The 24,210-nt window shown below is 56.4% G+C and carries 23 protein-coding genes; 9 read left to right on the top strand and 14 right to left on the bottom strand.

Annotated elements, in window-relative coordinates:
- Positions 1 to 65: 65 nt before the first annotated feature.
- Genes FHT29_RS26790 through FHT29_RS26775 form a run of 4 tightly spaced genes read right to left on the bottom strand, consistent with a single transcriptional unit; the run spans position 66 to position 3,876 of the window.
- Complete coding sequence (locus tag FHT29_RS26790; RefSeq protein WP_168600497.1) at positions 66 to 1,268, bottom strand: CoA transferase; 1,203 nt, start codon at positions 1,266 to 1,268, stop codon at positions 66 to 68.
- The gene (locus tag FHT29_RS26785; protein ID WP_210255543.1) at positions 1,261 to 2,070 is read right to left on the bottom strand and encodes an ABC transporter permease; all 810 of its coding nucleotides are present in this window, start codon (positions 2,068 to 2,070) and stop codon (positions 1,261 to 1,263) included. The genes FHT29_RS26790 and FHT29_RS26785 overlap by 8 nt, the downstream gene beginning before the upstream one ends.
- Positions 2,070 to 2,879 carry an ABC transporter ATP-binding protein gene (locus FHT29_RS26780; protein ID WP_168600495.1) on the bottom strand — a complete coding sequence of 270 codons (810 nt, stop codon included), beginning with the start codon at positions 2,877 to 2,879 and terminating at the stop codon, positions 2,070 to 2,072. Before FHT29_RS26780 ends, FHT29_RS26785 begins: the two co-directional genes overlap by 1 nt.
- A 4-nt stretch (positions 2,880 to 2,883) precedes the next feature.
- Positions 2,884 to 3,876, bottom strand: coding sequence for an ABC transporter substrate-binding protein (locus FHT29_RS26775; protein ID WP_246703133.1), 993 nt, complete (start codon positions 3,874 to 3,876; stop codon positions 2,884 to 2,886).
- Between the two features lie 278 nt (positions 3,877 to 4,154).
- Here FHT29_RS26775 and FHT29_RS26770 point away from each other — a divergent pair, with 278 nt between their 5' ends.
- Positions 4,155 to 5,057: a LysR family transcriptional regulator gene (locus tag FHT29_RS26770; RefSeq protein ID WP_168600494.1), complete on the top strand. Its 903-nt coding sequence runs from the start codon at positions 4,155 to 4,157 to the stop codon at positions 5,055 to 5,057.
- A gap of 21 nt (positions 5,058 to 5,078) precedes the next feature.
- Here FHT29_RS26770 and FHT29_RS26765 read toward each other — a convergent pair whose 3' ends face one another.
- From FHT29_RS26765 to FHT29_RS26735, 7 genes are all read right to left on the bottom strand, one after another.
- A complete protein-coding gene (locus FHT29_RS26765) occupies positions 5,079 to 6,515 on the bottom strand; it encodes an aldehyde dehydrogenase family protein (RefSeq protein WP_168600493.1) in 1,437 nt (478 codons plus the stop codon).
- Positions 6,515 to 6,847 (bottom strand): ferredoxin, encoded by a 333-nt coding sequence (fdxA, locus tag FHT29_RS26760; protein WP_168600492.1) that lies wholly within the window; start codon positions 6,845 to 6,847, stop codon positions 6,515 to 6,517. The genes FHT29_RS26765 and fdxA overlap by 1 nt, the downstream gene beginning before the upstream one ends.
- A gap of 9 nt (positions 6,848 to 6,856) precedes the next feature.
- The gene (locus FHT29_RS26755) at positions 6,857 to 8,074 is read right to left on the bottom strand and encodes a CaiB/BaiF CoA-transferase family protein (protein ID WP_168600491.1); all 1,218 of its coding nucleotides are present in this window, start codon (positions 8,072 to 8,074) and stop codon (positions 6,857 to 6,859) included.
- 12 nt (positions 8,075 to 8,086) lie between these two features.
- A complete protein-coding gene (locus tag FHT29_RS26750) occupies positions 8,087 to 9,442 on the bottom strand; it encodes an FAD-dependent oxidoreductase (RefSeq protein ID WP_168600490.1) in 1,356 nt (451 codons plus the stop codon).
- Between the two features lie 146 nt (positions 9,443 to 9,588).
- A complete protein-coding gene (locus FHT29_RS26745) occupies positions 9,589 to 10,035 on the bottom strand; it encodes a MaoC/PaaZ C-terminal domain-containing protein (protein WP_348644894.1) in 447 nt (148 codons plus the stop codon).
- A gap of 721 nt (positions 10,036 to 10,756) precedes the next feature.
- The gene (locus FHT29_RS26740; protein ID WP_246703132.1) at positions 10,757 to 12,502 is read right to left on the bottom strand and encodes a CocE/NonD family hydrolase; all 1,746 of its coding nucleotides are present in this window, start codon (positions 12,500 to 12,502) and stop codon (positions 10,757 to 10,759) included.
- A gap of 37 nt (positions 12,503 to 12,539) precedes the next feature.
- Positions 12,540 to 13,490, bottom strand: coding sequence for a cyclase family protein (locus FHT29_RS26735; RefSeq protein WP_168600488.1), 951 nt, complete (start codon positions 13,488 to 13,490; stop codon positions 12,540 to 12,542).
- A 272-nt stretch (positions 13,491 to 13,762) separates the two neighbouring features.
- Here FHT29_RS26735 and FHT29_RS26730 point away from each other — a divergent pair, with 272 nt between their 5' ends.
- Positions 13,763 to 14,479, top strand: coding sequence for a TetR/AcrR family transcriptional regulator (locus FHT29_RS26730; protein WP_168600487.1), 717 nt, complete (start codon positions 13,763 to 13,765; stop codon positions 14,477 to 14,479).
- Between the two features lie 8 nt (positions 14,480 to 14,487).
- Here the strand turns inward: FHT29_RS26730 and FHT29_RS26725 are convergent, their stop codons facing one another.
- The 3 genes from FHT29_RS26725 to acs all read right to left on the bottom strand — a co-directional run bounded on the left by FHT29_RS26725 (position 14,488) and on the right by acs (position 17,997).
- Positions 14,488 to 15,201 (bottom strand): GntR family transcriptional regulator, encoded by a 714-nt coding sequence (locus tag FHT29_RS26725; RefSeq protein WP_246703131.1) that lies wholly within the window; start codon positions 15,199 to 15,201, stop codon positions 14,488 to 14,490.
- Between the two features lie 239 nt (positions 15,202 to 15,440).
- Entirely contained in the window at positions 15,441 to 16,049 is a 609-nt protein-coding gene (locus FHT29_RS26720) for an adenylate kinase (RefSeq protein ID WP_168600486.1), read from the bottom strand.
- Between the two features lie 4 nt (positions 16,050 to 16,053).
- Positions 16,054 to 17,997, bottom strand: a complete 1,944-nt coding sequence (gene acs / locus FHT29_RS26715; RefSeq protein WP_168600535.1) for an acetate--CoA ligase — start codon at positions 17,995 to 17,997, stop codon at positions 16,054 to 16,056.
- 160 nt (positions 17,998 to 18,157) lie between these two features.
- Here acs and mdcA point away from each other — a divergent pair, with 160 nt between their 5' ends.
- From mdcA to FHT29_RS26680, 7 genes are read left to right on the top strand one after another with little or no spacing between them, the layout of a single operon-like run.
- Positions 18,158 to 19,789, top strand: a complete 1,632-nt coding sequence (gene mdcA / locus FHT29_RS26710) for a malonate decarboxylase subunit alpha (protein ID WP_168600485.1) — start codon at positions 18,158 to 18,160, stop codon at positions 19,787 to 19,789.
- A 7-nt stretch (positions 19,790 to 19,796) separates the two neighbouring features.
- Positions 19,797 to 20,126, top strand: a complete 330-nt coding sequence (gene mdcC, locus FHT29_RS26705) for a malonate decarboxylase acyl carrier protein (protein ID WP_168600484.1) — start codon at positions 19,797 to 19,799, stop codon at positions 20,124 to 20,126.
- Positions 20,123 to 21,007, top strand: a complete 885-nt coding sequence (locus FHT29_RS26700) for a biotin-independent malonate decarboxylase subunit beta (RefSeq protein ID WP_168600483.1) — start codon at positions 20,123 to 20,125, stop codon at positions 21,005 to 21,007. Before mdcC ends, FHT29_RS26700 begins: the two co-directional genes overlap by 4 nt.
- Positions 21,004 to 21,711, top strand: a complete 708-nt coding sequence (locus FHT29_RS26695) for a biotin-independent malonate decarboxylase subunit gamma (protein ID WP_168600482.1) — start codon at positions 21,004 to 21,006, stop codon at positions 21,709 to 21,711. Before FHT29_RS26700 ends, FHT29_RS26695 begins: the two co-directional genes overlap by 4 nt.
- Complete coding sequence (mdcG, locus tag FHT29_RS26690; protein ID WP_168600481.1) at positions 21,698 to 22,348, top strand: malonate decarboxylase holo-[acyl-carrier-protein] synthase; 651 nt, start codon at positions 21,698 to 21,700, stop codon at positions 22,346 to 22,348. Before FHT29_RS26695 ends, mdcG begins: the two co-directional genes overlap by 14 nt.
- Entirely contained in the window at positions 22,345 to 23,217 is an 873-nt protein-coding gene (gene mdcB / locus FHT29_RS26685) for a triphosphoribosyl-dephospho-CoA synthase MdcB (RefSeq protein ID WP_168600480.1), read from the top strand. The genes mdcG and mdcB overlap by 4 nt, the downstream gene beginning before the upstream one ends.
- A complete protein-coding gene (locus FHT29_RS26680; protein ID WP_168600479.1) occupies positions 23,214 to 24,125 on the top strand; it encodes an acyltransferase domain-containing protein in 912 nt (303 codons plus the stop codon). The genes mdcB and FHT29_RS26680 overlap by 4 nt, the downstream gene beginning before the upstream one ends.
- Positions 24,126 to 24,210: the final 85 nt, after the last annotated feature.

The following is a 24,210-nucleotide window of genomic DNA, read 5'->3' as shown; positions in this document are numbered from 1 at the left end:
CTGCGTCGAGACCTGCCAGTCCGAAGCCGCATTCGAGAAGTTGGTAGTCTTGAGTTGCGAGTGCCCTAGCGGAGCAGTTCGTCGGTGTGTTCGCCCAGGCGAGGCGGAAGCTTGGTGGCAATTTCCGGGACATCCGACAACCGAACTGGCGTGCCTATTGTCTCCAGCAGCGAGCCATCGGAGCGAAGTAACTTCATTCGCATTCCTGTAGACGCCATTTGCTCGCTCTCGAGCGCTTCCGGAAGGGTTAGGATAGGAGCGCAGAGAATGTCGACGGCCTCGAGCCTTGCTAGCCATTCTCGGGAGGTCATGTCGACGAACCTTCTGCGCAGGGTTCCCTGGATTTCCTCGCGGTGCGCCATCTGAGTTTCGAAAGTGGCGAAACGTGGATCCAACGAGAGATCTTCGAGCTCCAGCGCCTTGCAGATGTCACGAAGGGGAAACTCCTTGAAGGCGCCGACGACGACAATTGGTGTATCTTTGGTTTGAAAGACTCCGGTGAGCGGGAACGTAGCCCAGTTCAAGTCACGTCCGCGCATCATCTGCAAAGTTGCCTCCTGGAGTTGGAGAGCGACCATCGAACTATACAGGTCAACGCTGACTTTCTGGCCCACACCAGTCTTCTCCCGATGGAGCAGAGCAAGCAGAATACCTTGCACTAGATGCATTCCGGCCGTGTAGTCGCAGATGGCGGTCGGGTAGATTGAAATCTCCGCGTCCGGAGCGGGTTTGCGCGCCATCAGCCCGGAGAGTGCTTGGGCGAGAATGTCCTGGCCGCCCTTGTGCCTGAATGGACCCAATGGACCGTAGCCCGTGGCTTCAGCGAAGATCAAACGGGAGTTGCGGATCGAGAGGTCTTCGTAACCCAACCCAAGGCGCTCCATCACACCAGGACGAAAGTTGGTCACAACGACATCCGCCGTTTCGATGAGCGATTTTACCTGCTCGCGACTGATGGGATCCTTTAGATCTGCGCAAACGCTCTTCTTGTTGCGGTTCAATGCGGAAAAGATTGGATTCTGCCCACCCTCCGGATCGTTTCCGAGAGACCAGCGTGTGAGATCGCCGATCAGTTCCTTTTCGATCTTGATGACCTCGGCCCCGAAATCGCCGAGCATCTGGGTGCACACAGGACCCAGAACCACCTGGCTGAAGTCGATGACCCGTACACCTGACAAGGGAAGGCAGACACCCCCAACCGTTCCAGGAACCTCAAGTTTCTTTAAGGCAAAGCCTGCTGAGGCGACGTTGAAGGCCTCGTTACCCATTCGCCTGTCTCCAAAAGATCAGACGGCGTTCGGCGATCGTCACGACACTGAAGATGAGGATTGCCATCATCGCTGAGCAGAACACGACGGCGTACAGAAGTGCCGACTTGAAATTATAGGTCGCATCGATGATCAGTGCACCTAGCCCATAGCTGGAACCGATCCACTCGGCGACAATCGCGCCGATCACGCAAGTGGTGCTCGAGATTTTCAACGCCGCGAAGAAATACGGAAGAGAACTTTGGACACGAACCTTCCAGAAGATCTCCGAGTTCGTCGCAGACATCAGCCGCATGAGCTCAAGCATTCCATGTGATACATCGCGCAGTCCGCGGACCATGTTCACGAGCATTGGAAAGAAGCAGATGAGTGACGCAATCAGGATCTTGGGCACTATTCCGTTGCCGAAAATCAGCACGAGTATTGGAGCGATCGCCAACACGGGAACAGTGTGGAAGAAGACCAAAAGCGGATAGAAGGCACGTTCGGCAAAGCGGCTATGGATGAAACAGATCGCAAAGACGATAGCCACCGCGTTGCCGACGAAAAAGCCAAGCAGCGCCTCGAACATTGTCGGACCAATGTTGGTCAGGAGTAGATACCAGTTCTCCCGAAAAGCCTCGACGACTTGAAGCGGGCTAGGTGCGATATACGACGGCAAGCCGAATACCCGAGCACCGACTTCCCATATGATAAGGATCATAAGGCCCACCACCATGGCGGCAGCATTCCCGCTGATCAGATCTGAAAGGCGAAGAGACCATGATCTGAGTTTGACGCTTTCGTCGCCGATGACGGTCATTAGCATTTCTCCAGAAGCTCGCGCAGATGTGCGGCAATTTGAACGAAACCGAGGGTGTCGCGGTCAGCAAGTTTGCGATCCTGACTTAGATCCACGTCGACGACTTCCAGAACGCGCCCTGGACGCGCCGCCATCACGACAACCTTTTGGCCAAGGAAAGCCGCCTCCGCGATGGAATGGGTGACGAACACGATCGTCGTACCCGTCTCCTTCCATATCCGGAGGAGTTCCTCGTTGAGCTTGTCGCGCGTGATTTCATCTAGCGCTCCGAACGGTTCATCCATGAGGAGTATTTTGGGCGCCGTGACAAGCGCCCGCGCGATGGAAACACGCTGGCGTTGACCGCCAGACAGCTCTGACGGGAGCGCGTTTTCCCGTCCTTTCAGACCGACGAGATCGAGTAGCTCCACGGCTTTGTCGCGGCTTGAAGCGGCTCTCCTGCTCCCGATTTCAAGCGGGAGCATGACATTCTCGATGGCCGTTCTCCACGGCAGGAGGGTCGCATCCTGAAAAACGAATGAGAACGACCGTTCCGCGCGCGCGTTCGCCGGCGGCTTTCCGAAGATCCTGACGTTTCCGCCGCTTGTCGGAACGAGATCGGAGATCGCCCGCAGGAGGGTCGACTTTCCACAGCCCGAAGGCCCGATCATCGTAACGAACGCTCCCTCCGGGATATCCAGAGTAACGGCGGAAACTGCAATTACCTTTCCGGCACCTTCACCGAAGGAAATGCTGACCTTATCGATGGAAATAGCAGGATTCATATCGGGTTTGATCGCCGAAGTGTTCAAGGTGGCTACAAGTCCCATCGGCTCATCCCATCCGAATGGTTTTGGTGGCGCCGAGGACGGCATCTGTCATGATGTCGGCAACAGTCGGAGGCGCCGACTTGAACTGCTTGAGTTCATCAAAGAGCTTGATCTGTTTGTCCCAGTTCGCGGGATCCATCGCACCCCATCCTGCCTGTTTGCTGGTGGAGTTGAAGCTCGCCTCAACGACTGCGCCAACCGCTTCCAGTTCGTCCTTGCGATTGAGATTTGGATAGAGTTCGACCAGTGCATCCACGGCGGCCTCCGGATTGTCGCGCGCAAACTGCCATCCCTTTGCGGTGGCGGATAGGAAGCTCTCGAGTACCTTCTGGTTCTTCTCGATCGTGTCGTCGCTTGCGTAGTAGAGATTTGCATAGAGCTGGACCCCGGTGTCCCAAAGCGGAAGCACCACACGGTCTGCGCCGAGCACGCTGATACCATGGACATTCGTTTCCCAACCGGTGACCACGTCGGCCTGTCCGTTCAAGACCGGGGTCACGTCGGCGCCGGAAACGATGATCTCGACATCTTTCTCGGCGATGTTGTTCAGGGCCAGGACGGCCTTGACAAGGATCACTGCTGTAGCTTGGACGGCAATGCGCTTGCCTATCAAGTCTTGTGCCTTGTGCACCGGGGCGCGCGGCAGCGAGAAGAGTGCAAACGGATGCCGCTGGAAACCAGCAGCGATTGCCTTGATAGGAATTCCTGCAGCTCTTGCCATCATGATCGGCGGGCTTGAACTGTACTGTCCTACCTGGGCCCTACCAGACGCGACGCTTGCAATGCCGTCGACATTCGGCCCGCCAGGAGTGATTGTGAGGTTAAGTCCTGCATCTTTAAAGAAGCCGTGCTTGAGCGCGGCAGCCTCTCCAAGCACACCGTTGCTGCCGAGCCAGCCGAGTTGCATGACGATGTCGCCTGCCTCGGAGGCATATACCTGCTTCGCAAAGCCCGTACTGCACGCTTGCACCGCCGCCGCAGCGGCAAGGGTTTGCAAGAACTGACGTCTATGCATGGCATATCTCCTCACAGTTTTGTGGCCGTTTTGGCCGTTCCCTTGTTCGACACGTTGGTCCGCGTCAGACAGAGAGCTTTTCACAAATCTTGCCGATATGGTGCCATCAATATTCGAACAGGGTGCACTCGCTTTCGGAGCGCCTGAAAGTAGATTTCGAAGCGGAAGCCCTTGCCAACTTCCCTATACCCATCGAAGCTTCGCGAGCGGAAAGGGCTTACTTAAGACATAGAGCCAAACAGGGGGAGGTCCAAACTGGGATGCATTCAATTGTCCTGAGGTACGTTATCGAAGTCGCCAGGCAGGGATCGATCCGCAAGGCCGGCCCTGTTTTGAACGTCGCATCCTCTGCAGTGAATCGACAGATCATCAAGCTTGAGGAGGAGTTGGGCGTGAGGTTGTTTGACCGCCTACCTGATGGCGTCGTGCTCACGGCCGCCGGCAAGCTTCTGGTCGATCACGCTAACCGGACCTTGCAGGAATATGAGAAACTGAGACCTCAAATTGCCAACGTCCGGGATCTGCAGGCAGGCAATATTGCGATCTCATCAATAGATTCGCTAAACATGTCGCTCGTGCCTGAAATTATTAGGCGCTATAGGGCGGACTATCCAAACATCTCGCTCACGATAAGACAGGATCCTGCCAACGAAGTGGTCCACGCGGTCGAGGAGGGCCTCGCCGACATCGGCCTGACGTTCACCTGCTTCGCGCGGAATTCGGTTCGTCCGGTGAAGGATATCCGTTCGCCGTTCGGCGTCCTTTTGAACAGCAGTCATCCGCTTGCGGGAAACCCTTCGGTGTCGCTGGACGACATCGCGAGCCATCCCTCGGTGAAGCATTACCACCCGACAGGGCAGAACATGTTCCTCGACGAAGTACTGACACGCGAGCGCATACGATTGGACTCGGTGGTCTTCACAAACTCGATGTACGTGGCGAAGATGTTGGTCGAGAACGGAACCGCGCTCGGGATTTACATAAAATATGGCTTCTGGGATCTCATCAAAACCGGAAGAGTGGTCTTTCTACCGCTAGATAACGAAACGATGTCTTCATACCGGATCGCAACCTTCATCCCCTCCAACCGCTTCATTAATGCGGCTGAGCAGGCGTTTGTGAAGATCGCCAGCCAGGTTCTAGACGAGTATGAGGGCGGATGAGTAACCGCCCTCGCCCGTTGATCAGGCTGCCGTGTAGGCTGTTTTTACCGCCGTGTAGAACTCGACGGCATAGCGCCCCTGTTCTCTTGCTCCAAAGGACGAACCTTTTCGGCCTCCGAATGGCACGTGGAAGTCAACGCCAGCCGTTGGCAGGTTGACCATGACCATTCCGGCCTCGGCATTGCGCTTGAAATGCGTGGCGTATTTCAGGCTAGTGGTGCAGATCCCGGCAGACAGGCCGAATTCGGTGTCGTTGGCGATAGCAAGCGCTTCATCGTAGTCCTTGGCTGCGATGACCGAGGCGACTGGTCCGAAAATCTCTTCCCGGGCAATACGCATGTTGCTGCTCACATCGGTGAATAACGCTGGCTGAAGGTAGTGTCCTCGCTTCTCCTGCTTCAGCAGTTCGCCGCCGAAGCGCAGAGTGGCTCCTTCCTGCTTGCCCAGTTTAATATAGTTAAGATCCTGTTCGAGTTGGCGGCTGTCTACGACGGGGCCTATGTGCGTTGTCGCATCGAGAGCATCCCCGACTTTTAGTGACGCCAAGCGTTCGACGACCGCATCGATGAACTTGCCCCGGATCTGGTCCGTCACAATGATACGCGACGACGCCGTGCATCGCTGCCCAGTTGAGTAGAAGGCGCCATTGACCGCGCATTCGACGGCAGTTGTCAGATCAGCATCGTCCAAGACGACAAGCGGATTTTTTCCACCCATCTCGAGCTGGAAGCGTCTCATGTGCTTAGTCGATTCGCTCGCAACGAGCCTCCCGGTCCCGACCGACCCGGTGAAGGACACCGCGTCAATATCGGGAGAATCTATGATCGCCTGTCCCACCGACGAACCACTGCCCATGACAAGGTTGAATACCCCGCTCGGCACGCCTGCCCGCACGATTATGTCAGCCAGCGCCCAAGCGGATGCGGGCGTAAGCTCTGCAGGCTTGAAGACAACGCAGTTTCCGTATGCGAGTGCCGGTGCTATCTTCCAAGCAGGGATCGCGATTGGAAAATTCCAGGGCGTTATCAACCCGACTACCCCGACGGCCTCACGAGTGATGTCGATATCGATCCCAGGGCGAACCGAGGCTATGCGCTCCCCGGGGATTCTCAGAACTTCTCCGGAAAAGAACTCGAACACCTGAGCCGCCCGCGTAACTTCGCCGATGCCTTCGGCAATCGTCTTTCCTTCCTCGCGTGCGAGCATGGCACCGAGTTCTTCCTTCCTCGTGAAAATCTCGGTGGCTACCCGCTTCAACAAATCATGCCTGGCGATAGGGCTGCTTCTGGACCACGCTGGAAATGCTGCGCGAGCGGCGGCGATTGCCTGCAAAACATTGTCCGAATTCGCTACCTGATAAGTTGCAAACTCGTCGTTGTGATCCGAGGGGTTTTCATCGCGGTGATCGCTTCCACCGCCGAGCCATTCTCCAGCCACGTAGTTCATCAACTTCAACATCAGTGTTCTCCCCCTTGGAAGCTTGTCACGAGTGGATGGTCCATCTCGCTGCGATACTTCGGTCCTGCGCCTCCTGGTTGTCCCCACCCCGTGACGGCGTCTTCGAAAAACTCCTTATTCGCGGAGATGAAGTGGCGACGATCGACTGGAATGTCTCTGTCCTCGAAGATTGCATCTACCGGACAGACCGACAGGCAGAGCCCGCAGGCGATGCACTCGGATGGCTGGATGTACATCATCCGGCCGCCCTCGTAGATGCATTCCACGGGGCATGCCACCTGGCATGCGCCATCTTTCACATCGATGCAGGGTTGCGTAATCACGTAGGTCATCTCGAACCCCTAACCAGCAGCACGCGAGGGCTGATCGCCGAGTTCGGGGCCTTCGACTATGCCGTCGTCGAGGAGTTGGCGGATTCTGTCATCGGAATATCCGATCCCCGCGAGAACGGAGGCCGAATGCTCGCCTAGGCAAGGAGCCCCACGTGAAATCGCGAAGGATCCTTTCTCCATCCGAAAGGGCGCCCCAATCAGTTTGCCCGAGGGCGTATCAACGACCGTCGAGTTCTCGACGGTCTGAGGGTGGCGGAGTGCTTGCGCTAAGTTGAGGACTGGCGCGCACAGGATATCCTGTCCCTCGAGGCGCCCGATAGCCTCTTCCGTTGGCACTTCTCGCAAACGACGACGAATCTCGTCCTGCAGCGCGGACCTGTTCGTCTTCATCGCATGGAAATCTGAATACTCGGGCAGCTGCGAAAGATCTCTCATATCGAGTGCCTGGCAAATGTCTTGCAACGGGTTTGCCTTGAACGCCCCGACGATCACAACGGCCCCATCCAATGTTGGAAATACCCCGGTCAGCGGATAGGCGGCCCAGTTCAGATCTTCTCCACGTTGCAACAGGACCGCCGCCTCCTGCATCTGTAGGTTCAGCATAGATTCGAATAGCGATACGGATACCGATTGCCCTCGGCCCGTCTGAGCCCTTTGCAGCAGTGCCATAAGGATTGCTTGGACGAGGTGCATACCCGCGGAATAGTCTGCAATCGCAAGCGGGTAGACAGTCAAAGGGTGATTGTCATCTGAACGCCGGGAAATCCCTCCCGTCATTGCCTGTGCGAGCACATCCTGACCGCCTTTGTGCGATAGCGTCTTGCCTGGGCCGAAACCGCTCCCTTCGGCCGAGATGATTCGCGGATTAAGGGAGGAGATGCGCTCGAACCCATAGCCTAGCCGTTCGATCACGCCAGGGCGGAAGTTGCTTACTACAACGTCGGCCTGGCGAACGAGATCGTCGATTATCTTACGACCGCTTTCGCTACGCAGATCGACTGCAAGCGAGAGCTTGTTTCGGTTTAGGCTCTTGAAGACTGGGTTGTTCGCGCCCTCCGGATCGTTTGGTCTCGATCCTCTGGACAGATCACCGTGCCTCGGGCGCTCGATCTTGATGACGCGTGCTCCGTGATCCGCCAGGATCTGAGTACAACACGGCCCCATCATGACCTGGGTGAAGTCGATTACCGTGACACCGGCCAGTGGCTGGGTGAGTGTGCTATGCATGGCTCGCCCCCCCTACTCCGCAGCATCGCTTTGGAAGGTGGCATTGGCGGCCGGAAGATCGCCAGGATCGGCCCCCTGGCTCCTCAGCCGCCGCTGTACTTCAACGACATCCACATCGCGTATTCTCGCGGATGCTAGGATTGCGACTGCTGCCGCGGTCCCCGCTGCCTCGCCCATCGCCATGCACGGAGGGATCTCGCGTGAGATACGCTGCGCAGACGGCGTTGCGGAATAGTGCCGCCCCGCGACAAGCAACTGATCGATCTTCCTGGGAAGCAATGCGCGGTAGGGATAATAGTAGTCTCGGCCGCGGGCGACTGTATCTGCGTAATGGCGTCGTCCGATCACGTCTTCCTTCGTAACGACATATTCTCCTTCGAGCACACGGGTCTGTCGGACGCCGAGTTGCGGAGCCACATCTACGACGAACGCTTCCTCGAAGCCTGGCATCTTGTTCCGTATGAACGCTACAAGCTCTGCAATCTTCTGACGGCCCGTAGCATCCGCGCTTGTCAGATCCTCGACCGACAGCCCGTCGTAGCCGGACATGTGAGGGCAATTGCACCACACAATACCCGGCAGAGGCGTTTTCAGCCACCAACGTTCCCAGGAACCGCCCATGATCCGCTTTGCTTCTCGGTCGAGAGCAGCGAATTCCTCCGGATTTCCATACTCGAACTTTTCGGCCCTCTCGACGTCGACCCCGCCAAGCCGGAAGACCGTTGTCACGATGAACTTGCCATGGGCGAAATCGGCACCCGCAGAAGCCGCAACGTCCAGATCGCCGGTCGCGTCGATCACTACTTTGCCAAGCAGTGCCTGCCGACCTGCCTTCGTCTCGCAGACCACGCCCCTGACGACATTGTTTTCGACGATCGACTTTGAGAACCAGGAATGGAGGCGAAGATTGACACCTGCTTCGTTTACCATCTCGGTCGCGACACGCTTAAAGGCATCCGGGTCGAAAGCCGAAGCGTAACAGATTGGCTGAGGTTTCGAATGTGAATGGAAGTCGTATAAACCCCAGCGCGCCCATTTCTCGAACACCGCTTGATCTGAAGACCATTCCTCGGCTGGCGGCGTAACGCACAGCCCGTATTCAGTCATGCGTTTGATCATCTCTGCGCAAATGCCGCGAACGCTGATCTCGGTACCATTGTTCATGTCGTCTAAGACAAGGACCATCCCCCCGGCAGCGAGACCCCCGAGGTGGGCATAGCGCTCCACCAGCGTAACGGACGCCCCGTTGCGAGCTGCGGCGACTGCCGCCGCAATCCCCGATGGGCCGCCGCCGACAACGAGTACATCGGTCGACGCGACGACAGGAACAGGACCAGTCGGTTCTTCATAGATATCGTTTTTGAGCATTGTTTCTCCTCCAACTGCTACTCGGTCGGCTCACGGTAAGGTTCAGACTTATGCGCACGAGACGGGGGGACACGGTTCCGCCACGGCCCTTGCGGCCAAGGAAATGGCCGGCACATGCGAGGATGGACTTCGGCGGCTTTGCCCGGTCAGAGCCAGCGGACAAGGATATGGTCGATCGACAACACTGCTTCGCCGCGCTGGTTCATCACGGTTGTCTGCTCAATGATGCGCCGCATGTTTGGACGCTGCGGATCAATATCTGACTTCGTTACTTCCACCTCGCAGTGGATTGTGTCGCCTATGAAAACTGGCTTCCGGTAGCGGACCCGGTCGTAGCCGTACGAAATCCGCAATCCCATTGTTGGATCAGTTGTGAACTTGAGGCCGACTGCGATCGAAAGCGTCAGCGTTCCGTGCGCAATGCGCTGTCCGTAGGGACTCGCCTTGGCCGCCTCTGCGTCGAGATGGATAGGGAAAAGGTCACCGGTCTGGCCGGCGTGAACCACGATGTCAGACTCGGTGACCGTGCGACCCCTTGTTTTGTAGGAGTAGCCTACGCGATCACATTCGAAGTCCTGGATGTTGTCCTGCACTACGCTGCTCCCATTCCTTGCCATCTTCTATGATCACAAAGTTACTGAGAGTCTGGGCGGAAGAGCAGCGCAATCATTCGCTCAGGGTGCTGACGAAAATGCAGCGTGCGTCCACCGTGGCAGAAGTACCTTAGTTTACGTGGGCTCCATCATGAACCCCAACGACGGGTGCGAACGTGAGGCCGTTTCAACTACCGGCTGAAGTTTCCGGGGCGAACTGCCGCAGACCAATTAGGAGCCGTAAACAACAGGGATCACGTCTTTTTGTCCGTTCAGATCAACGGCAATACATTCAATGGGACATGTCGCGGTGCGGATCTGAATGCCGCGGCCGAAGGGGCTTTGTCCCAAAGCGGATCACCCGCTCCTGCACGGCCGGAACCGAGGGGTTCATCGTGTTTCGGCAAAGCTTTTGAAGGTCTTCGTGCCATGGCTGGGACAATGAATCACCTTATGCAATCGACGTTGAAAGTCGACTGCATAAGGTAGATTAGTAAAGTCTCATGCGCCGCGAATTATCGCAGGGACCCGCGTCCTATGATTTGCCTGCCCCTGCCTGTCGAGTTCCCCGTCATAGCAGCAATGTGCTTGTGCGAGGTCCGCCGTCCACTCGCGGAACAGACACCACCCGCCCCCAAATACCAACGCACTGATGAAGGAAAGGCGTCGGGTCAGGTCGCGCCGACTCAACCCATGGATTCTAGTGTACCTTTTGCGGCACCTAGGACGCCGCAGGGATGTATGGAAGCAAGACATAATTTTCGTGTCCTTCTCCAAAGTGGATCGTCGTTGTACCGCCAAATACCTCCGGTGGCCGATCGCTTTCATCATCATGAAGAAACGGGCCGCATCCGGTGAACTCGTTCTTCATGTTTGACAAACGCCCTCCGCTGCCACCCGGATAGACGTAGTCTTTACCTCTTACGCTGAGAGCGAGCCGATAGCCTTTGGGGATAGCGATACAGGTCGGCCATATCTCGATGTCGAGTTGATAGATCTGACCTGGCTCAAGTGGCTGCTTTTCGTCGTGAGTATGCCACGGTCTGTAAGGAAGACTCCTTTCTGGATCGAGCTTACGATGAGACGCACGAAGCCAACCCTGTGCGATGGGCGTATGCGGGTCGAGCGCACCTTGAAAGGTGACTTCCTTCATATCGGGCGTGAATACACGCACGACTAGAAATAGGTCTGCGTCCACAGTAGAAGACGAGATCGCCAATCGAGCACCGATAGGACCTGTGATTTCGGTGTCGGTTTTTGTCGGCTCTGTCAGGAAGGTCAAACCATCGCCCAGGGCGTCGAATGACAACTGCTTTTCGGAAACTGATTTGGCTGGCTTAAGCTCGCCAAGGTCCGAGAGATGAACCTTCTGCCACGATGTCCTTGCCAAAGGCCACTCATTTTCGAAACGCTCGACGAAGCGCTCGCCGGGATGTCGAACCAACAGCTGAACCTTCGGACGTTCGCTCCAACCATTGTCATGTCCCTTCAAGAAGTGATCGAAAAACTGCTTCTGTAAGGACACCCCACGGTCCGTATAGAACGGCGCCCAATGAGACCCACCGTGAACCTCCAACCATTTCTGTTCAGAGGCCGCCGCGAGGAACCCTTCGAAGTTGCCCCGGGCATGAAGACCTGCTCCGCCCCAGTTGCCGGCGGAAAGGACCGGCACTTTTATTCTATCGGGTTTTGCCGAGCGCTCGACGTAGTAATCCGTCAACAATTCGCGAGCGAGCATCTCCTCGTGCATGTTTTCACGATTTGCGATCAATTCGTCGTCGCTCAAAGTCTCCGGCCCGCAGACCAGCTCCCCGGTGACCCTACTCCGTCGCCCTCGGTCGCCTACGCCATGCTGCACAGTCTTGACTTGCATGTCCTGCCAATGCTTTCGGAAGGTGCAGAGAATACCTCCGTGGCGATTACCATCGCGGTAGTTGTCGTGCCACCCTTCCCAGACGCAGATTGCGGCGAGGTGCGGCGGCTGCGTTCCCGCGGCGCGCCACTGGTTGGCGCCGTAGTAGGAAATCCCGTTCAAACCAACCTTGCCGTTTGACCACCGCTGAGTGCCCGCCCACTCGATGCACTGGTGGTAGTCCTGCTGCTCGCGGTCATTGTTGTGGCAAAGGTAACCCGGAGAACGTCCCGCACCACGTGAGTCGACGCGAACGACCACGTACCCATCTGGCACCCATTTCTCCGGATCGGAGACTTCCCAATTCGCATATTTGTTGGAGGTGTTGCTGACTGCGTCGGGATCTTCAGCGCACATGCGATCCCAGGCCGTCTTGTAACCATCCTCAAAATGCAGACCTTTGCCGTAGGGACCGTAGGTCATGATGACCGGATATGATCCGTCCCTTACAGGACGAAAAACGTCCGCCCTCAACACTACTCCATCGTCCATTACGATTGGCTGATCCCAAACGATGTGCATGCCATCTTTGGTTTCTTCGACTTCTTGGGCCATTCCTGTTGTTCCTCCAGACTGGTTATCCGCCAAGGTCTTACTTGATTGCCTGAGGATTGATTGGGGAGCCGGCGCCGCCTGGGAGGTGGAGCGGCGGCGCGGAGAAGAAAAACTCATAGACCTTATCTTCGGCGCAGTCCTGTGCCAGCTCTTTCAGGTAGAAAATCTCGCCCATTGAGATCCCAATTGCGGGAATGACCACCCAATGCCAGGGCTGGTTTGCCTCGTTCGTTTCGTTGGGACGAACTTCACAGCCCCAGGTGTCGGAGCAGATAGCGGCGACGTCCTTTTCCTTCAGCCAATAGCAAGTCTCGAAGCCGAAGCCTGGAGCAGAACCGCCAGCATAGCCGGTCCAGTCACCCTTTGCGAGGCAGCGTTCCTGATGACCGGTTCGGACAATGACGAAATCACCTTTTCGGATTTCAACGCCCTGCGAAGCAGCACATCCGTCCAAGTCTTCGCGCGAAATAGCGTATCCGTCATCGAGGGACTCAACCTGCTTGTAGCGGGCTACGTCCAACAAAACGCCCCGGCCGACCATTTTGTCTCGAACGTGTTCGATACCATTCTTCTTTGCGCCCTTTACATCGACCAAACTTGCATCAAAGCCATTGTACATCTTGTCGCCCATAAAGATGTGGCACAATGCATCCCATTGGGTCGACGCCTGGCACGGCATGTTGATCGCATCATCCGCATATCGCAAATACGGTGCAGGTTCGTCCTGATTGCCAAGCACCGCGTCCGTACCGGTAGCGAGCATCGTGTGAATCGGGTTCCAGCGACCACCAAATAGGCCGGACTGAATGGGCTCCTTCAGGGAGAGACCCAGCGCAAAAACCTTTCCTTTGCGCACCAGCCGCGCTGCGTCGACAATGGCTTCCGGAGTGATGTTGTTCAGAGTTCCGATTTGATCGTCATCCCCCCAGCGGCCCCAGTTGGACAGTTCGCGAGATGCCGTTTGAATTGCAGCCAGGTCAACCTTCATCGTATCCTCCACTCGGTTGGTTATCGATTGATAACTTAAATGAAGGTGGCCTGTCCGTCAATACGCCTCTCCAAAGCCGTTCTTTCTTCTTGAAACAACCCGCGGTTTGCGTTTAGGTTATCAATAAATGCTTTGATCCTGATTTTCGCCAAAAAACCTCAATCTTTGTGTTATGTTACGTTCTAATCTCTTGGTTATCGACACATTTCAATTTATTGAAATCTTCGACGCTGGAGCAACAAAGCGAGCACCAGCAAAACAAGGCAGAAGTGATGGACATTAAAAATAAGGCGCAACTCTCGCTGGGCTCGGTCAAGAAGTCTCAAGTATCGAAGGTTGAGGCTGTCAAGAAGCCTCGATCTAAACCGGTGCGTTCACCGGAACGCCTGCCGTTCGAGCAGCGTCGTGAGATGATCTTGAAGAAAGCTGTAGACGTTTTTGCTGAACGTGGGTTCGACGCAACCACCCGAGATTTGGCTCGTCACCTGGGAACCACGCAGCCTTTGATGTACAAGTACTTCAAAACCAAGGACGATCTGATCGAAGAAGTCTACAAGCGGGTGTTCTTGGACGTCTGGGACACTGCATGGGACGAGATTTTGGTAGACCGCAGTCAACCGATAACGGAGCGGCTTATCCGGTTCTACAGAAGCTACACCGACGTGATTATGAATCGCGGCTGGATGCGGATCTATCTGTTTGCGGGTTTGAAAAACGTGGGAATTACCAGCTCATACATCCGCTTGGTGGAAGAGCGCGTCATCCGACGGATTGCAATGGAGATCTGCGCGGCCCATGGCATTCAGATTTCAAAGTCCAGCGAGGCACGTTATATGGAGATAGCTTGGAGCTTACAGGGAAGCATTTTCTACTACGGCGTCAGAAAATATGCCTACGAATTGGACCCAAGTGTTCCGAGAAACGTCGTCATTGATGACGTCGTGAATATATTCGTGGCTTCGTGGCCGAAAGAAGATGCGAATTCGTGAGACAGACGTCATGGATCAGGTGGTTCATTGCCCCGAGAGCCGTCGGACATGAATCGCGCCAAAGTCACTGCTGCGTTCAACATGTGTTCCCGCATCACTCGAGCCGCTTCATCTCCGTCGCCGCGCATGATCGCTCTCAGGATCTCGGCATGCTCCGAATGCGACTTTTCCAGCCGCTCTTCATGTCTGAGTTGGGTTCGCCTAAAAGGCATGAGCCGCGACCTTAAGCGGAGAAGCTCTTCAAAAAGAAAGGCGTTGTGTGCGGAGCTGTAGAGCTGATCGTGAAAGCGGAGGTTCGACTCATCATAGAGATCAAGATCTTTGTTTAAAACGGCGAGTGCAGCCGCATCATGAATCTCCCACAAAAGAGCCCGCTCGTCCCCTGTGATGCGATGTGTTGCCAACCTTACGCACATCGCCTCCATCTCAGCTGTCACCTCGAACATTTCCATGAGCTTTAGAAGCGTCAACGGAAGCACAACAGCTCCTCTCCGCGGCCGAATTTCGATAAGACCACTACTTTCCAACTGTTTTAGAGCTTCTCGAACGGGTGTGCGCGAGGCCGAAAATTGTGCGGCCAGCTGAATTTCGTCCAAAACCGTTCCAGGCGCGATATTGCCGGTTGATATGTCATCCATCAGCGAGACGCGGATTCGTTGGCTTAAGGATCGACCGTCCTCGTTTCCCGACATGGAATTCCCTTTCTCTGCTTGTTGGTACATGCACCTGCTAGTCTCCCATTTCATACAGGCGGCGTCTCAGGAAGCCTAGGCGCCATTCGGTAGACTGGCGACGTTGCATTGCGACGATCGATCAGCTTGATGTCGTGCGCCATCCAAAATTGATGCGGGAACGAGCCCACGAGCTCGCCCGTTCCAAGACCGGAGCCAATGTGGCACGATAGGCCTTCGAGCCGTTCTGAATTTCTTCACATCAGTATCGGGACCGTACTAGTTTATATTCACTCACCCTTGCGCGCCGCGGATGGTTGGCTCGCTCGTATGTCGGTGAGATGGTCATCGATAGTCGTCGCTATCTCCTCAACCGATGCGCTCCCGTCGATTTTGAACAACAGACCGCGGTGCTTATAGAACGCTGACAAAGGTTGAGTTTCCTTGATGAACGCCGCAAGCCTCTTGCGAAGCGTTCCCGAATTATCGTCAGCCCGTACACCGGCACTCCCAGCTTCCCTTGCTCTTGCCTCAATACGAGCAAACAACTCCTCCTCGTCAATCATGAGCTCGACGACTGCTGTGAGGCTCTGCGAGCCCAAGACCCCTTCAAGAGCGTTCGCCTGTCGGATGGTGCGCGGATAGCCGTCTAATATAAAGCCGTTCGCCGCGTCCGGCTGAGCAAGCCTCCTGTCGACGACAGACGAGATTGTATCGTCATCAACCAGCTCACCGGCGCGCATTTTGCTGTCAACCTGTCGCCCAAGTTCACTTGCGGCCTTCACTTCCGAACGCAAGATATCGCCCGTCGACAAGTGAGGGACCTGGTGCCGTTCCGCAAGCCGTTTGGCCTGTGTGCCCTTCCCTGCGCCGGGAGGACCTAAGAGGATCAGTCTCATCGCGCTACCTCCCATTTGTGTAGTATGTCGCCTTGTTCTGGCGATTGGCGATAAGATCATCGACGACGGCAGGATCGGCGAGTGTCGATATATCACCCAACGATCCGAAATCGTCCTCGGCGATTTTGCGCAGGATGCGGCGCATGATCTTGCCGGACCTGGTCTTTGGCAGACCGGGAGCGAACTGGATCTTGTCAGGCGAAGCGATCGGGCCGATTTCACTGCGGACGTGCTTGACCAGCTGCTGGCGCAGCTCGTCGTTGCCTTCGTGGCCTGCCATCAGCGTCACGTAGCAATAGATGCCCTGGCCCTTGATCGGATGCGGATAGCCGACAACGGCTGCTTCCGAGACGAGATTGTGCGAGACGAGGGCCGATTCCACTTCGGCGGTGCCGAGGCGGTGTCCGGAAACGTTCAGCACGTCGTCGACGCGGCCGGTGATCCAGTAGTATCCGTCCTCATCACGGCGGCAGCCGTCACCGGTGAAATACTTGCCCTTGTAGGTCGAAAAATAGGTCTGGATGAAGCGCTCGTGGTCGCCATAGACGGTGCGCATCTGGCCCGGCCAGCTGTCGGTGATGCAGAGATTGCCGTCGGCTGCACCTTCGAGAACCCTGCCTTCATTGTCGACCAGCTGCGGCTTGACGCCGAAGAACGGCACCGTTGCCGAGCCCGGCTTCAGGTCGATCGCACCCGGCAGCGGCGTGATCATGTGGCCGCCGGTTTCCGTCTGCCACCAAGTGTCGATCACAGGGCAGCGCTTGTCGCCAACCACATTATAGTACCATTCCCAGGCTTCGGGATTGATCGGCTCGCCGACCGTACCGAGCAGCCGCAGCGAGGAGCGCGAAGAGCGCGTGACGAACTCGTCGCCGGCGCCCATCAGCGAACGGATCGCCGTCGGCGCCGTGTAGAAGATGTTGACCTTATGCTTGTCGATAATTTCCCAGAAGCGACCCTGATCAGGGAAATTCGGCACGCCTTCGAACATCAGCGTGGTGGCACAGTTCGCGAGCGGGCCGTAAACGATATAGGAATGACCGGTGACCCAGCCGACATCGGCCGTGCACCAGTAGATATCGCCGGGATGATAGTCGAAGACATATTCGTGCGTCATCGCCGCATAGACAAGATAGCCGCCCGTCGTGTGCAGGACGCCTTTCGGCTTACCGGTCGAGCCAGACGTATAGAGAATGAAGAGCGGATCTTCCGCCTTCATCTTCACCGGCGGGCAATCCGGCTTCACCGTGGCGATTTCCTGATGGTACCAGAGGTCGCGGCCCTCAGCCCAGCCGATCTTGCCGCCGGTGCGGCGAACCACAAGCACCTTGTCGACGATAAGATGCTGTTTTGCGGCGATATGGATCGCAGTATCGGTGTTTTCCTTCAGAGGAACCGGCTTGCCGCCGCGCAGGCCTTCATCGCAGGTGATGACGAAGGTCGACTGGCAATCGACGATGCGGCCGGCCAGCGCTTCCGGCGAAAAGCCGCCAAAGACCACCGAATGCACCGCGCCGATGCGCGCGCAGGCGAGCATTGCATAGGCGGCCTCGGGGATCATCGGCATATAGATGGTCACCCGGTCTCCCTTTTTGACGCCATGCTTCTTCAGCACATTCGCCAAACGGCAGACATGCTCGTAAAGCTCGTTATAGGTAATCTTCTTGTCAAGCGACGGATCGTCACCTTCCCAAATGATCGCGACCTGCTCGCCGTGCTCGGGTAGATGGCGGTCTATGCAATTGTAGGAAACGTTGGTTTCCCCGTCCTCGAACCATTTGATGGTGACGTCACCGACAAAGGTCGTGTTCTTGACCTTGGTGTATGGTTCGAACCAATCGATGCGCTTGCCGTGCTTGCCCCAGAATTCGTCTGGATCCTCCACGCTTTCCCGATACCAGCTCTCGTATGTTGCCTTGTCGATCAGAGCTGCTCTCCGCACCCGCATTCCCTCGCCGTTCGGATATTTTTGCAATCTCACCTCCCCTATGACAAGCGGTCCAGTAGCACATGTGTATATTTTCAGGCAACATATGCCTGTTTAAAAATTCTCTATTGCCGACATTAGGCGTTAATGTATACTTTATGGGTCGTATCGGGGATAGCACATGTGGAACGAGCTCAGCAGAAACAAGCATGATCGATTGCAGCGGGGAGCGAGATTGGCTTCAGGCAAGCTGGTCGCTTCCTCGGACGCGACAGCGCTCCTGCAGGCTGTAATAGAGCCCGGCGATCGTCTTTGCCTGGAAGGAAACAATCAAAAACAGGCGGACTTTCTCGCCGCGGCACTCAGCAAGGTCGACCCCGCTGTAGTGCACGGGTTACACATAGTGCAGTCCGTGCTCGCTTTGCCGGAGCACCTGGACATTTTTGAAACTGGCATCGCCTCTCGGCTGGATTTCTCTTTCGCAGGCCCGCAGGCGACCCGATTGGCGCGATTGATAAGAAGCGGAAGTCTTCAAGTCGGCGCGATTCACACCTATCTTGAACTCTTTGGCCGCTATTTCGTAGATCTGACGCCGAGGGTGGCACTCATATGCGCTCAGGCTGCTGATAAGAATGGCAACCTCTATACCGGTGGAAACACGGAAGACACACCCGTCATTGTCGAAGCGACGGCGTTTCGGCAAGGGGTGGTTATCGCTCAAGTGAATGAGGTGGTCGACGTTCTTCCCCGGGTAGATATTCCCGCTGATTGGATTGACTACGTTGTCCCCAGCCCCAAGCCTCATTACATCGAACCCCTGTTCACGCGCGACCCGGCGCTCATCTCTGAGATCCAGGTTCTCATGGCGATGATGGCGATAAGGGGAATTTACCAAGAGTACGAGGTAAAAAGCCTCAATCATGGCATCGGTTTCGACACAGCAGCAATCGAGCTTCTGTTACCAACCTACGCTGATAGTTTAGGGCTCAAGGGGAAGATCGCAACGCATTGGGCACTTAACCCCCATCCGACACTCATACCTGCCATTGAAGCCGGTTTCATCCAGAGTGTCCATTCATTTGGGTCTGAGCTCGGGATGGAGGACTATATCCGCGCTCGCTCTGACGTCTTCTTCACTGGTCCGGACGGTTCGATGCGGTCTAACCGCGCCCTCAGCCAGACTGCCGGCCTATATGGCTGCGATCTGTTTATCGGATCGACACTCCAGATTGATCTAGCGGGCAATAGCTCCACAGCCACCCTGGATCGGATTTCAGGTTTCGGGGGCGCGCCGAACATGGGATCGGACGCCCGCGGCAGGCGGCATGCTTCTCCTGCGTGGTTAAAGGCGGGCCGCGAGGCTGCCACCGGTCCCATGCCACGCGGGCGCAAACTGGTTGTCCAGATTGTCGAGTCATTCAGGGAGCATATGGTTCCTGCATTTGTCGAGACACTTGACGCCTGGGAGTTGGCCGAAAGTGCCGGTTTGGATCTGCCTCCGGTGATGATCTACGGCGACGATGTTACACACATTCTCACCGAAGAAGGCATTGCCAACCTGCTGCTTTGCCGAACGCCGGAAGAACGTGAACAGGCGATCCGGGGCGTCGCAGGCTATACGCCGGTTGGGTTGTCGCGGGACAAGCAGATGGTGGAGAATTTACGGGATCGAGGCGTCGTCCGCCGGCCTGCCGATCTGGGCATTGATGTGTCTCTCGCAACGCGTGATTTGCTGGCAGCGCGATCAATGAAAGACATCGTCCGAGAGTCCCACGGGCTTTACCGACCGCCTACGCGTTTTAGAAACTGGTGAGGTTGAGATGGAAAAACTATTATTTGACTTCACTGCCACAGAGCAATTCGCCGCAAGCACGAAGTCTGTCTTATGCGGCGTCGTAAGTTCCGGAAACCTTGAAGTCATGGTGGAAGCCGCGGATTTGGGAGGGGTCTGCCGTGTCGAGATTGAAACCTCGGCGTCTGGATTCGCCGACATTTGGCAGGCGGTCCTCACCGACGTGTTCGACCGGTGGAAGATCGGCGACGTTGTCGTTTCGATCAATGATGCTGGTGCGACGCCGGCTGTGGTCGCGCTGCGGCTCGACCAGGCGCTGACTGCATACAGTCGGGATCGAGTGGGGGCAAGAAGATGAAAACGAGCTGGTATGAGGCAACGGCCCGCGACAGAATCGCAGGCCTATTGGATCCAGGGAGTTTCATTGAAATTCTCCCGCCCGAAAGCCGATTGCGTAGTCCGCATCTGGAACCTCTCGGCTCGCCTGCCGCCTTCGATGATGGTGTGATCGTTGGCAGGGGTGTGCTTGACGGCCGATCGGTTCTACTGGCGGCACAAGAAGGCGGCTTCATGGGTGGAGCAGTTGGGGAGGTACACGGAGCAAAAATCACTGGCTTGCTTGAGCGTGCATTGGACGAGCGGCCGGACGGTGTCCTTCTACTGCTGGAATCTGGCGGGGTGCGACTTCATGAAGCGAATGCCGGATTAGTCGCCGTCTCAGAGATCATGCGGGCTATGCTCAATTTGCGGGCCGCTGCCCTGCCTGTTGTCGTCTTAGATGGTGGCCGCTACGGCGTTTTCGGCGGAATGGGCATTGCTGCACGTCTTGCTTCTTGCATCGTCATGTCAGAGCAAGGCCGGCTTGGGTTGTCCGGGCCGGAAGTCATCGAGGCAACAGCCGGTGTTGAGGAATTCGACGCCTCAGATCGGCCGCTCGTTTGGCGAACAGTAGGCGGCAAACACCGCTACCTCATAGGTGAGGCATCGGCGCTCGTGTCAGACGAGATCGCAGCCTTTCGTCAGCAAGCTATTTGTGGATTGAGCAGAGACTCCGTCCTCGACCTTGCTGAAGTCGACGCGGAACATGAGCGCTTGAAGGACCGACTCGCACGTTTCGGAGCGTCGAACGACGCATTGGACATATGGGCGGCACTCGGCGTTCCAAACCCGGACGCCATACCAAGTCTTGATGTTGAAGAGTTTCATGAGGCCGCGGATAAGTTGAGGATTGTGTCGTGATCGTTCAAGATCTTGCTGATCGTTTATTCCCCGATGGTCACTCCATCACTTTTGAAGATGAGTTCTTCCACGGCGTTGGGTCGGTGCAAGAAAAGCAAATCAGTGTGATAGGCACTCGAGAGCGCGCGCTTATAGGTGTTGATCTAGCTTTGCGGATCGCAAGTCAGATTGTCACAGTAATGAGAGACCATCCCGGATCGACAATTCTGCTGTTGATCGACACCGCAGGACAGAAGATGAGCCGTCGTGATGAGCTTCTGGGCTTGAATGGCTATATTGCGCATGTCGCCAAATGCCTCGAGGTCGCGCGCCGGCGGGGACACAAAATCCTCGGATTGGTATCAGGCGAAGCTGTCAGCGCGGGATTCTTGTCAACCAGTATGCTTGCCGATGCTTGCTACGCACTGCCCAGCGCAGAAGTGCGGGTCATGAACCTTAAGGCCATGTCCCGCGTCACGAAAATCCCCGTTGAGCGCCTGCAAATCCTTTCTGAGCGCAGCCCCGTCTTTGCGCCGGGAATTTCAAACTACTATGCAATGGGGGCAATCGCCGAAATCTGGGACGGCGACCTTTCCAAATCGCTCGCTGACGCACTGGATGTCGATTTCGGTTCAACCGACCGGCGTCGGCAATATGGAGAGGAGCGGCATGGCCGATCCCTGGCGAAAATAGTCTCGGACCGAGTCCGCTATGATCCGGCCTGATCGTCACCGCTTTATCCTTTTAGGCCCAGCTTGGCGGGATCACGTTGTGGAACCGACGATTTTGGCGCAAGAGCCTGCGGCCGGGTTGATTGAGGATTGGATTGACGCAGGACGGCCTCTGGTTGTGGCCGCGTCAGCGAAATGTGATCCCATCGGCAGTATTCGCCTCGGAATTGCAACGCCCGACAAAAGACGCTTTGGAATCGTTATCAGTCCGGCCGCAGTCGATCGACTCTTACCTGAGCTTGGACTTGAGGCGGTCGTTGCCTCGACGCCGCTCTCTTGGCGGAACAAAATCACTCAAACATTGGAAGTAGCCGCACAGCAACGGTTGACTTTGACGGTATTCGGTTCAGTCGCCTGGGCCCATCTGACCGGCGAACCCTATCTCCGGGAAAGCTCCGACCTGGACTTGGCCGTTCTGTGCCACTCCGCAACGAATATCGTGGCAGCTGCGAATGCGCTTCTGTCAATCGAGGGGTCGCCTCGACTTGACCCTGAGCTCTGCCTCAGCGGTCGCGGGGGCGTAAATCTCAACGAGCTCGCAATGATGCCCGAACATATACTGCTGAAGCGTCATGGTGGACCGATGATGATTGCTGCATCGGCGGTTATTCGGGCGCTCGCAAATCAATGAGCCAGATCCTCACTGCAAACGACGAACCGAGCGTCTACGAGCTTTCGTCTTTGAGTAAGTCGATCGGGCGCCTCGCAATACGAGCGCTATATGGTGAGCTCTCCCTTTATCCCAAGCCCGGCCTGGTTAGTCCAATCGACGCGGGCGCTCACGCTGACATGGACATCACAACCTTCATGCGCAGTCTGTTTTCGCTACGATCCTATTTTCCCCGAATCGCCGAGGCCGGCGCTCGAGGTGAAGAATTCCATTCACTCCGGTCTCTGGCGATCATAGCGGAGAACCGGATGATGCGTGCGACCAGATCAGTTAACACCCATCGCGGCGCTATATTCAACCTCGGCCTACTCTCTGCTGCGGCTGGCTATTGTCGATCGAACGGGTTGGCGGCGACTGCTGAAGCTGTCTGCGGTACGGTTGCAAATTTGTGGGGTTCCGCCATTCTGGCATCTTCTGTTGGCGCCCCCGTGTCTAATGGATTGCGAGTGCGCGCTCTTTACGGCGGCACCGGAGCCCGAGAGGCCGCGGCTACCGGCTTCCCTGTCGTCTTGGAGGTAGCATTACCGGTGTTCAGGTCGATGCTGGCGAACGGATCGACACGCGAAGATGCTTCACTTCATGCGTTGTTTTCGGTGATGGCAGTTCTGCAAGACACCAACATTCTACATCGCGGTGGCCCGGCGGGACTTTCGTTCGTTCAAGACGCAGCTCGCGAATTCCTATCTCACGGCGGCATCTATGCGAGAGGGGCATACGAGTACGCGATCGAGCTTCACAAGGAATTTTCTCGGCGGCGGCTCTCCCCGGGAGGCGCCGCGGATATGTTGGCCTGCACCACCTTTCTCTTTGACGTTGAGGCTAGCCAATGAGCATCGGCGTTCTGTGCCCCGGGCAGAACGCTCAATCGGCGTCAGTTGTCGACCTGTTGTTCGCGCAACCAGAAGCTCAGCCGATTTTTGAGGCGTTTCACAGCGTGATGGGACGGTCTATTGGAGCCGTCGTGAGCAGCGAGGACCTCCATCGAAACGCAGTCGCCCAACCGGTCATTTGCGCGATCGAAATGGCCTCGTTCTTCGCGATTTCCCGACCGGGTATTATAGTAAGCTGTATCGCGGGGTACAGTATCGGCGAACTGGCTGCCTATGGATGCGCTGGTGCGATAAATACGGCTGATGTTATCAGGCTTGCAGTTCTCCGAGCCGAATTGATGGACAAGGCTTGGTCTGCGCCAAGCGGAATGATGGCTGTCAGGGGAATGTCTGAACAAGCCCTTGAGAGAATATGCAGGCAACACGACACTTACATCGCCATCTGCAACGGGATGGATCGGTTCGTGGTAGGCGGTGGGACCGACGCCTTGGGTGACATGGACCGAGCCGTTCAGAAAATGGGGGCTCGGACGATTTCGCTGCCGATCTCGATTGCCTCCCACACCCCTTTTATGACGAATGCCGTTGACCCGTTTCGTCGGGTGCTGGAACAGACGACATTTCATGCCCCCGCCTTTCCGATCCTTTCCGGGATTGACGGCTCACGGGTCCGCACCAGGGCCGAAGCGATAGAGAAGCTAGCGGGGCAATTGAACACCCGTATTGACTGGATGACATGTCTCTCAACCCTAGAGGAGCGCGGATGCAAGGTGCTGCTTGAATTGCTCCCGGGCACGGACCTGGCGGCGATAGCCCGCGAGCGGCAGCCAGATACCAAATCGCGGTCGTTCGCGGATTTCAGATCTGTCGACGGCGCGGCCAAATGGTTCATTCGTGCTTCGCAGTAAAACTTTCCAAGCAACAATGGGAAATTGCTGCGGCTGAACCGCGCCATAGATAATGCGACTAACGCGGGTCCTAGGTCAGGGGCCT

The sequence above is a fragment of the Rhizobium sp. SG741 genome, from assembly GCF_012275435.1.
GTDB classification, from domain to species: domain Bacteria; phylum Pseudomonadota; class Alphaproteobacteria; order Rhizobiales; family Rhizobiaceae; genus Rhizobium; species Rhizobium lusitanum.
The sequence above is the reverse complement of the archived record's forward strand: the minus strand, read 5'-3'. Positions and strand labels throughout refer to the sequence as shown.